Annotated in this window: 13 protein-coding genes; 3 read left to right on the top strand and 10 right to left on the bottom strand. The window is 56.4% G+C overall.

The features are described 5' to 3' along the window. Positions 1-92: 92 nt before the first annotated feature. The 4 genes from KBY74_RS12270 to KBY74_RS12255 form a co-directional block, all read right to left on the bottom strand. The gene (locus tag KBY74_RS12270; RefSeq protein ID WP_254942935.1) at positions 93-479 is read right to left on the bottom strand and encodes a hypothetical protein; all 387 of its coding nucleotides are present in this window, start codon (positions 477-479) and stop codon (positions 93-95) included. A gap of 721 nt (positions 480-1,200) precedes the next feature. After that, on the bottom strand, positions 1,201-1,602 hold the full coding sequence (locus tag KBY74_RS12265; protein ID WP_254942934.1) for a hypothetical protein: 402 nt from the start codon (positions 1,600-1,602) through the stop codon (positions 1,201-1,203). Positions 1,603-1,867: 265 nt separating this feature from the next. After that, complete coding sequence (locus tag KBY74_RS12260; RefSeq protein ID WP_254942933.1) at positions 1,868-2,944, bottom strand: DMT family transporter; 1,077 nt, start codon at positions 2,942-2,944, stop codon at positions 1,868-1,870. 461 nt (positions 2,945-3,405) lie between these two features. After that, positions 3,406-3,867, bottom strand: coding sequence for a hypothetical protein (locus KBY74_RS12255; RefSeq protein ID WP_254942932.1), 462 nt, complete (start codon positions 3,865-3,867; stop codon positions 3,406-3,408). 561 nt (positions 3,868-4,428) lie between these two features. Here KBY74_RS12255 and KBY74_RS12250 point away from each other — a divergent pair. Continuing rightward, positions 4,429-4,650 (top strand): hypothetical protein, encoded by a 222-nt coding sequence (locus KBY74_RS12250; RefSeq protein ID WP_106501395.1) that lies wholly within the window; start codon positions 4,429-4,431, stop codon positions 4,648-4,650. Between the two features lie 80 nt (positions 4,651-4,730). On the opposite strand, the gene KBY74_RS12245 is transcribed toward KBY74_RS12250, so the two are convergent. Continuing rightward, on the bottom strand, positions 4,731-4,886 hold the full coding sequence (locus KBY74_RS12245) for a hypothetical protein (protein WP_161956093.1): 156 nt from the start codon (positions 4,884-4,886) through the stop codon (positions 4,731-4,733). Positions 4,887-5,214: 328 nt separating this feature from the next. After that, complete coding sequence (locus tag KBY74_RS12240; RefSeq protein WP_254935879.1) at positions 5,215-5,514, bottom strand: hypothetical protein; 300 nt, start codon at positions 5,512-5,514, stop codon at positions 5,215-5,217. A gap of 121 nt (positions 5,515-5,635) precedes the next feature. On the opposite strand from KBY74_RS12240, the gene KBY74_RS12235 reads away from it, so the two are divergent. Together KBY74_RS12235 and KBY74_RS12230 are read left to right on the top strand one after the other, a co-directional pair. Next, positions 5,636-5,782, top strand: a complete 147-nt coding sequence (locus tag KBY74_RS12235; protein ID WP_106501674.1) for a DUF2256 domain-containing protein — start codon at positions 5,636-5,638, stop codon at positions 5,780-5,782. Positions 5,783-5,785: 3 nt separating this feature from the next. Continuing rightward, a complete protein-coding gene (locus KBY74_RS12230; protein ID WP_254942931.1) occupies positions 5,786-6,112 on the top strand; it encodes a YciI family protein in 327 nt (108 codons plus the stop codon). Here the strand turns inward: KBY74_RS12230 and KBY74_RS12225 are convergent. The 4 genes from KBY74_RS12225 to KBY74_RS12210 all read right to left on the bottom strand — a co-directional run. Further along, positions 6,083-6,325 (bottom strand): hypothetical protein, encoded by a 243-nt coding sequence (locus KBY74_RS12225; protein ID WP_106501675.1) that lies wholly within the window; start codon positions 6,323-6,325, stop codon positions 6,083-6,085. The genes KBY74_RS12230 and KBY74_RS12225 overlap by 30 nt on opposite strands. A gap of 49 nt (positions 6,326-6,374) precedes the next feature. After that, a complete protein-coding gene (locus KBY74_RS12220; RefSeq protein ID WP_396123188.1) occupies positions 6,375-7,466 on the bottom strand; it encodes a CobD/CbiB family cobalamin biosynthesis protein in 1,092 nt (363 codons plus the stop codon). Beyond that, positions 7,466-8,482 carry a ketol-acid reductoisomerase gene (ilvC, locus tag KBY74_RS12215; protein WP_254942937.1) on the bottom strand — a complete coding sequence of 339 codons (1,017 nt, stop codon included), beginning with the start codon at positions 8,480-8,482 and terminating at the stop codon, positions 7,466-7,468. The genes KBY74_RS12220 and ilvC overlap by 1 nt, the downstream gene beginning before the upstream one ends. A 29-nt stretch (positions 8,483-8,511) precedes the next feature. Beyond that, positions 8,512-8,592, bottom strand: an 81-nt coding sequence (locus KBY74_RS12210) for an ATP-dependent Clp protease proteolytic subunit (protein WP_254942936.1), incomplete at its 5' end; no start/stop codon positions are given.

Genomic DNA, 8,592 nt, shown 5'->3' with positions numbered 1-8,592 from the left:
GGTGGGCGGCGGCGGCTGGCCGATGCACGCCACGGCGTAGCCGTGGCACGCTGAAGGACGGCCGCTGCCGACCGGAGCCCTGCGGCGGTTGCTCAGCCCCAGGGAACGTCCAGGAACTCCACCAGCAGCACGCCCCGGTGGGTGCCATGGATCGTGACCAGTCCCGCCTTGGCAGCACGCTCCATGCCAGGACGCTCCTTGCGGACCTGTTCGGCGGTAGCCAGCACCCGCACCCAGCCGCCGGTCATGAAGTCCTCGCTGCCTGTTTCAAAGACCTGCAGCCGGCGGTGCTGGTTGCTGTTGCGCTCGTAGTACAGGCCTCCACCGGTGGGGTCGGTTCCCTCTGCCCAGACCTGATCCACCATCAGCTTCCCGATCGCCAGTGGGTCCCGTGCCGCTGCGTCAATGGCCTCACCGTCAAGCACCAGCGGGTTGCCCGGGTCCTCACGGTTGTCAGAGATGATCAATCGGTCGCCCATGAAAGGGTTCTCCTCAGCCCCTTCCTGTCGCGTGATCACGCCGCATGGGTCAATCCAGCGATGGTGCTCGTCAGTCTGGCTGCGGATCAGCTCTCAGCCCCAACCAGCGCCGGCTCAGCCATCTCCCCTGAACCCTCTGATCCGGGTCTCAAGCAGGTCCCACGGCCCTCGAATTCCGTCCATCCATCACAGACCGTGAATGACGGTATAAAAGACGGTACAGATGGGGGCACCCATCGTCTCAAGCCGTCCCATAGCAGTCGATCCCGTCCGCTACACACGGCCACCCTCTCCGCTTCTCAAGAGTTTTCAAAGGGTCTGATTCGTCCAGACCCTTTGTTGTATCTGGAGTTTTGGGGAGTAGGTGGTCCAGGTGGATCCACCTAAAACCAAAAATATCCGCACATTTTGGGGTTCAATCCTTTTGATCTGCTGTCAGCGCCTCTCTGTGATGGGTTCCCACTCCGCCTTCATTCCGATGTCTGGTGCGCCCGATTCCTTGTTGGTCTTCTCCACCCACTGCGCCCTGACGATCCTGTGACCTTTGAGGGCTTGGCGCATTCCTGGTGGCGCCTGGGCAGCGGCGCAGGAGTTGCCTCCATTGCTGCAGGCACTGGATCCTGACTGGTTTGCCTTAATCCCGCAACCACCCATCACCAGCAACCCAAGGCACAGTGCAAAAATTTTTGCTCGGCGTAATTCGGAACCCACTCGTATGTCTTCAGTCAAGGAAGAAATAAGTCAAATGAATACCTTTCCCGACATATTCGTGCTTGACTCCACCCTCGTAGAAAGTCCCTCTGTAGAAGGCGGGTATCGTTTTAGCGTTTCCAGGCGGCGTGATGATTTTTGCATTACAGGTTTGCACCTTTTCTGAGATCTTTTTGCAGGACTCAAGATTTCTTGTTATTTCGTAGACCGAGTGATCTGCGAAAGTAATCATATCAAAGGATTGCTTTTCAGTTGTGGCGCCTGCAATAGGAGTGATCGCGCAGTAGTCACGCTTGCCATTTCTTTCGCAATTGGGGGAAAGCTGTGCATTGGCGTTTGGGAGTGCCGTTGCTGCATAACCGCCCAGAACTGCGATGGCGGCAACAGTTGCAAAGTGACTCTTCAAGTTCATGACCTGTGTTTGCTGAGTGATAGCCGAGTCTTCGCTGGAGGAATACCGCATTTTGCAAAACTAAACCTGTCTCCTTTTGTCCTTGGTTGTTCGCCAGCGTCCTCTCTCAATCATCACGCCGCCTGCTGATTCTTCTGCCAGACCCGCTCCGGCGCCAATTGCAAAGACCGACAGTGGTCACGAATCCCGTTTCCAAGCAACGGAACAGCAGGGTCTGCCCACGGAGGTTTTGGAGTTTTGTCGGGTTGACGGTCACACCACTCCCTTAGTGCTGGTGACGGTGGTGCCCATCGCTGACATGCGGATGGGCATGGGCAATAGGTTCGTGCCGATGCGGATGAGAGTGCCAGTAGGGACCATCTGTTCGCACCCCGTTCGCTTCGTCATTGGGATGCTGGTGGGCATGGTGCTGGTCCTGGTCGCCAGGGTTATGGAGGTGTTTGTGTTCATGCCACACCTCGTCATGGCGATGCCAATGTGCATGGTCTTCATTGAGCAGCAGTACAACTCCAACCACCATCAAGACGAAAGAGGCAATCATGTTGGCGCTGAGTGCTTCTTTGAGGGCAAGGACAGCAAACCCTGCTCCAACAAATGGTGCCGTCGCAAAAATCACTGATTCCCTGGCAGCGCCCAACTCCCGCAGCGCCAGCAGATCCAACCAGATCGAAAGTCCATATCCGATTCCGCCAATCGCCAGGAGCACCACGACCTCCATGGGGGTTGGGAACCTTGCCCCTGTTAGTCCTGCCAGCAGCATCATCGGCACTGATGCTCCAACCGATTTCAGTAAAGCGATCTGCATCGGGTCTCTGATGCTCAGGCGCTGACTGATGTTGTTGTCTATGCCCCATCCAAGACACGCCAGGGCGATAAATACCGCTCCATGAAGGGTCGTTCCTGAAGCGGTGCCGCTCCCGATGACCAATGCCCCAGCAATGATTAGTGCCGCTGCCGCAGTGCCTTTGCCGCTCAGGTGTTCCCTGCCAATCAGGACAGCAATCCCCATCGTGAACACCGCTTCCAGGTTCAGCAGCAAGGACGCAGAACCCGCTGATAGGAGTGCCAACCCGCTGACCAGGCAGATGGGAGCAGCAATGCCGCCAAGCAGGGTCAGCAAAGCCAGCATCCCCAGGTCCTGGCGCTTGACCGAACTCTCTTGAGTGCTTTGCCCCCGCACTGCCATTGCCGTCAGCAGTGCCAGTGCAGATCCCCCATAGAGCAGTCCCGCCAGGGCAAGCGGCGATCCTGCTGAGATCAAGGTGCTGACCAGTGGGGCGCTCAGACCAAAGGTCACTGCAGCAAGCAGACCTTTGAGCAGTCCTTGGCGCCGGTGGTCCATCAATTAATCGTAAATCCAGTCTCCCTATCGGATCAAGGCGATTGCCGCCTGCGTATCTGCTCTTGTGCGATGCCTGCTGCCGTTCCTGTGCCACCTGCCCCATTCATCAGGGTCTGATTCCTCAGGTGGAATCTCAGGTTACAACAGCACCGAAGTCGGAATCGTAACCTTCTGTTGAGTTACACGAATCTTTGCCCCATGGCATCCCACTCAGGTTCAGTGAATCTCGTCTGGTTTTGTGAGATGTTTTGTGAGATCTCAAGATGAGATTGCTGTCTTTTTTCTCCTAATCCATTCCAGAGCAACCCATGTTGTTTTCAAATCGAATCCCACTCTCTCCGCTTATGCAGAGACCAGTTTCATTGTTTCCTCACTGACACGGATGCCGAACTGCTTTGGAGCACCGGGATGGTCGTTTTAACAATCGTTGCTTGCCTATAGCCAAGCAGGCTATGGCTCTATCAGGCAAATCGTGACACCTGCCATTCGGCATTGCCTTTGCTTTGCGTAAGATGAATGATGTTTTCAAAATCTTTCTCGTCCCGCCATTTGAGTTCAGCATTAATGCTAATATTGTCAGGCGTAATATTGTTATTTAGGCTTAAGTGTTCTGCTGCAAATTCCAATATTTTTAATGCCTGGGGTAGCTGGGAGACCCATCGGTGATGCTTGTTTTCGTATTTTATCTCAATTGCAATATGCTCAATCGCAGCATTTAGTGCAGTTGGGTCGTCAATTAATTCCTCTTTGCTTTGAGTGCCATCGCCGCAAATATTGATATAGAAGTATATGCTTCCTTTGATTGCAGGTGCTTTTAGGATGCTATCGCTACCAATTTTGGTAAGTAGTTCCCTATGCTCTTCAACCGTCTCCTCGCCAAGGCGACTGCCGAACTGCTTTGGAGAGCCTGGCTGTTCGTTCATAACCGCTGGATCGTGTGGTTGTAGTGTGGCAGGGCATGGAGGGTTGCCAGGTCAAGGGAGGAGAAGCCTGCGGAATGTTCAACTGGTTTCCGCTGTATATATCGCTACGGCGCTCTTATGAATTTGCTTTAGGAAGGATGAATTCAGCGGAGTCGGTATGGATTTCTCTGGTTCGCCCTCCCTTCTTGTCTTTGTCGCCCTAGTGGGGCTTTTAGTTGTCGAAGTGGTTCTCAAGTTTGGCGCCTGACGTATTATTTTTTGGTTTAAATCAACCACAGTGGTGTTCAGTCCAGGAGGCGCCGATATTCCATGCAGCGAGTGTAAACGCCTAAAAGCGTAAGTGAGTCGTGATGAGCGACGGGAAGCATGTCCCTGGCGGAGTCGAAAGCGCTAGGGATTTTGTGAGCGAACCCTGCTTCTTTGGCATTTTTGGCAGGTTTTCGAGTGCCAGTTGTTGAATTGAGTTGGTGATCGCAGCAGTAGCTGGTCTGTGGGTTTACAGGGGATTTCCTTTTCCTGCTTCCTGCGGCATCCTTGGGTTGAATTCCATCACTACTTAAGATGAGGGACGACGATTTCTCTTTGGTCGACGACGATGCCAATGATGTGGAGCTGCCTGTCTTTGATATGGGCGCCGAGCACTGGCAGGAGGAAATTGATTTTCTAGAACAACGTCTTCGTGGCGAGCAGGGCGATATTGATAAGGACGATAAGGAGACCTGTAAGGAGGCACTGGCAATCGCCAAGGAGAACCTTGCGAATTGCTTAAGGCGTCAAAAGTAAGATCCTTGTAATTTTAGACGTTGCATGTTGCCCACCCACTTGTTCAGGGGCCAATAGCTAATCGGAATTGATTTTGCGAGTCAAGCACGGACGTTCACTTTGCTGTAAAGCGAACAAAACTCTTCTTTGCCTGAATCCATGGCATGGGCCATTGAGTTGAGCACATACTCAAGATCTTCGGTTGCTAGCTCGCCGAGCGAATTCCAGTTTAAGGCAAACAGAATTGAAGAGTCCATGGCAGGGTGTTGAGGCCACCCTGATGCAAGGACGACTGATTTAATGTCTGCAAACCATAACCCCATAAGCCGTCAAAATGGGATTTCAGCACATCCCATGGTCTTAAGAAATTAAGTAGCAGACGAAATTCGCTGCGCTGCAGTGGATTTGGAGAGTTTGAATACTATGCGACTTGGAGCAAATATATTTTTCTACTTTTTCTTAGCATTAGCGGTGTGAGTATTAGAGGTTGATATTTGCGTATAACAAAATTTATGCTGATCCTAGGATGCTTTTCTCGATGAAGTTATCTCCTTGCCAATTCTGGTTCTGGTCCGAAACCTGACTTTAGTAGTTGTCGCCGTACTTGACTTCGGTTGATGCATTCATAAGTTCTACAGTCGTTTGGAAGCCCTGCGCCACGGTTACCTCGTGTTGGATGCCGATGTCCCTTAATGCAGTTACGTCGTATTCAGGAGCGGTGATCCAGCTGAATCCTTTGCCAAATGTGTTGTCAGGGTTGACCACATACCAATGGCAAGCGGTGTCTGGAACTGCCACCGAGCATTTGGTCCAGTCGTTGTCCCATTGGGGGACTTGAACAAATGAAAGGGCCGCAAATAAGAAACCAAAAATGCTTAACAACATGGCCGTCTTATGAAATCTTCACAATCCTACTACGGTTAGGTCGCTTTTTGTCGTTTCCCTGATCTGGATTTGGTTTCGGTTGCCTAAATTTCCATCCCTGATCTGCGTCGAGCCCCTGGAGATGCCCCACCACGAGAACCGTCCCACCAAAATCTGCCCCGTTTGTGAGCGGCCCTTTCAGTGGCGGCGCAAGTGGAGGGATGTTTGGGATGAGGTGCGCTACTGCTCAGAAAGGTGCCGCCGGCAACGCACCGCCAAAGAGGTTTAAAAGATGCGCCCCACCTTTGTGAAGTTGGAGCTGGGTCTGGTTTCTAAGCCCCAATTCGACGCCGTGATTCCAGCCCATCTGGCCTGGCTGGCAGAACTAGAACGCAAGGGCCATGAGCCCCGCAGTGGTTATTGGGCCGATCGGGTCGGCCGCAGTGGCGATGGGGCTGGCGGCATGTTGCTGTTTACGGCAGCCAGTTGGGAAGAAGCGGAGGCCCTTGTTCGAACAGATCCGCTGATCGTTCAGGGATGCGTCAGTTGGACGCTGCATCAATGGGCGCTGGTGTTTCCGCCAGCAGGCCTAGCTGTGAAACAGCAATACCAGCCCTGAATTGAGCTGGTGAAACTCCCGCTCTTCGCGACTTAGATCGAGCCCTACCTGCAGACCTTCCTTGAGGGCATCTTCATAGGGAGGAGCTGTTGGCGCTGCCCCGGCCTGCCACAGGGCTGCAATCCCTACAGGTGTGGCGTGCCAGCTAAAGCAAGGGGTTAGCCCGATGTTCGGCTCCTTGAGGGCATCTTCGAGCAGCTCGCGAATTGCCATGTTCTCCATGATCTGCTTGCAGCTTCGTCAGGGGCTGGGGCAGGGGCAATCAGCTGAGAGTTTTCGTGATGAACGCCACTGCAGCGGCTGCGGTGAGCCATATCAGCTCAAGCCGCCGATTTAGTTGCAGCATTAGCAATACCGCCGCCTGATCCGGCGCTGGCAGCCCAGCGGCAAGCAGGGGCTTGCGATGCATTTGGCCGCCATAGCTATTGCTGCCCCCCAGCTGCACCCCGGCGACGTGGGCGTAGGCGGCTTGGGATAGACCCGCATTTGGTGAGGGGTCGGCGGCGCCATTGCGCCGGGCCGCTGCCAGTACCCCAAGGCTGCGGCCTGGCTGGCCAGCCGCCAGCGGCAGGCTCACCGCCACCAACCGGCAGGGCAGCCAAACCAGTAGGTCATCGAGGCGGGCTCCCGCCGTGCCCAGCCAGCGCAGGCGCCCGCGGCGGTAGCCCAGCATTGAATCCAGGGTGCTCGCTGCTTTGAAGCCCCAGGCCAGGGCCAGGGGGCCGGGCCATGAGGGGTTGAGGCTCCAGAGCCCAGCCCCCAGCAGCATCCAAAACAGTGGCGCAAACAGACCGTCCACGCCGTTCTCGCTGGCCGTTTCGGCCAGGGCCCGCAGGATTTCCGGGGCGTCGAGATCGGCCGTGTCGCGGCCCACTATCCAGGCAAGGGCCCGGCGGGCTGGCTGAAGGGCTGCCTGGGTTGGGTTGTCGCCAGAGTGGTCTGTCTGGTTTTGTTCTATCTGGTTTTGTTCTGTCTGTTTCTGTACAGCCTGTACGGAATTAGGCAGAGCTTTCAGTACCCCACCCACCGCTTGCTCGAGGCTGCGGCCGGCAAGAGCGCTTGCCAGGGCCACCACCAGCAGCGGCGTAGGAGCCAGCCGCTCCATTCCCCAGCCCGCCAAGACGCTGCAGCCCACTAGCACCAGCGTGATCAAGCCGCCCGCCAGCCGCAGCTTCCAGGCTCTGTTGCCCGCCCAGGCTTCAGCGCCGCGGCGCAGCACGGTGATCCACCAGCCCATGACCACCACCGGATGGGGACACCAGCGCGGGTCCCCCATTAGGCGATCGAGGGCGCAGGCGAGGACAACCAGCAGCAGCGGGTTGCTGAACAGTTGATTGCTGAGCAGGGGCTGGATCAGGCCGTTTTCAGCCAGCTGAACATTGAGCGCAGGCCCTTGCCCACCTGCTCAATCGGATGGGCCGCATCGCGCTCGCGGATTTTGGTCATCTCCGGCTTGCCGGCGTCACACTCGGCCACGAAGTTGCGGGCGAAGGTGCCGTCTTGGATGTCGGTGAGGATGCGCTTCATCTCCGCTTTGGTGTCGGCGGTGACCAGGCGCGGGCCGCTCACGTAGTCGCCGTACTCGGCGGTATTGGAGATCGAATCGCGCATGGCCGTGAGGCCGCCCTTAACCATCAGATCGACGATCAGCTTCACCTCGTGCAGGCACTCGAAGTAGGCCAGCTCGGGCTGATAGCCAGCCTCCACCAGGGTTTCGAAGCCGGCCTTAACCAGCTCGGAGAGGCCGCCGCACAGCACGGCCTGCTCACCGAAGAGGTCGGTTTCGGTCTCCTCTTTGAAGTTGGTTTCGAGGATGCCGGCTCTGGTGCCGCCGATGCCCTTGGCGTAGGCCATGGCCAGCTCACGGGCGTGGCCGCTGGCGTCCTGCTCGATGGCGAATAGAGCCGGCACGCCCATGCCGTTCTGGTATTCCCAGCGCACGGTGTGGCCGGGGCCCTTGGGGGCAATCATCACCACGTCCACATCGGCGGGCGGCTTGATCAGCTCGAAGCGGATGTTGAAGCCGTGGGCGAAGCTCAGCACCTTGCCGGCGCTGAGGTGCGGTGCAATTTCCTTGTCGTAGACGGCCTTCTGGAATTCATCGGGCAGCAGCACCATGATCCAGTCGGCCTTGGCGCAGGCGTCGGCGACGCTCAGTACTTCCAGGCCATCGGCCTTGGCTTTTTCTGCCGAGCGGCTGCCTTCGTAGAGCCCAACGACCACGTTGACGCCGCTGTCCTTGAGGTTCAGCGCGTGGGCATGGCCCTGGCTGCCGTAGCCAATGATGGCCACCGTTTTGCAAGCAAGCAGGGAGAGGTCGGCGTCGGTGTCGTAGTAGAGCTTGGCCATCGAGGCGTCGGTTCTGGACAGGGCAGAGGCTGAGCTTACGCAGGCGCCCTTCAGGCCTCGCTTGGGTGGGCGATCACCCGATCGATCAGGCCGTACTCCTTGGCCTCGGCGGCGCTGAGGAAGTAATCGCG

This window comes from Cyanobium sp. A1C-AMD (assembly GCF_024346495.1).
Lineage (GTDB): Bacteria > Cyanobacteriota > Cyanobacteriia > PCC-6307 > Cyanobiaceae > Cyanobium_A > Cyanobium_A usitatum.
The sequence above is the reverse complement of the archived record's forward strand: the minus strand, read 5'-3'. Positions and strand labels throughout refer to the sequence as shown.

Coding starts and splice junctions, on each gene's coding strand:
- KBY74_RS12225 (WP_106501675.1), bottom strand. CDS start 6,325: ATGGCAATTCGCGAGCTGCTCGAAGATGCCCTCAAGGAGCCGAACATC.
- KBY74_RS12235 (WP_106501674.1), top strand. CDS start 5,636: ATGCCCCACCACGAGAACCGTCCCACCAAAATCTGCCCCGTTTGTGAG.
- KBY74_RS12255 (WP_254942932.1), bottom strand. CDS start 3,867: ATGAACGAACAGCCAGGCTCTCCAAAGCAGTTCGGCAGTCGCCTTGGC.
- KBY74_RS12240 (WP_254935879.1), bottom strand. CDS start 5,514: ATGTTGTTAAGCATTTTTGGTTTCTTATTTGCGGCCCTTTCATTTGTT.
- KBY74_RS12245 (WP_161956093.1), bottom strand. CDS start 4,886: ATGGACTCTTCAATTCTGTTTGCCTTAAACTGGAATTCGCTCGGCGAG.
- KBY74_RS12230 (WP_254942931.1), top strand. CDS start 5,786: ATGCGCCCCACCTTTGTGAAGTTGGAGCTGGGTCTGGTTTCTAAGCCC.
- KBY74_RS12265 (WP_254942934.1), bottom strand. CDS start 1,602: ATGAACTTGAAGAGTCACTTTGCAACTGTTGCCGCCATCGCAGTTCTG.
- KBY74_RS12260 (WP_254942933.1), bottom strand. CDS start 2,944: ATGGACCACCGGCGCCAAGGACTGCTCAAAGGTCTGCTTGCTGCAGTG.
- KBY74_RS12270 (WP_254942935.1), bottom strand. CDS start 479: ATGGGCGACCGATTGATCATCTCTGACAACCGTGAGGACCCGGGCAAC.
- KBY74_RS12250 (WP_106501395.1), top strand. CDS start 4,429: ATGAGGGACGACGATTTCTCTTTGGTCGACGACGATGCCAATGATGTG.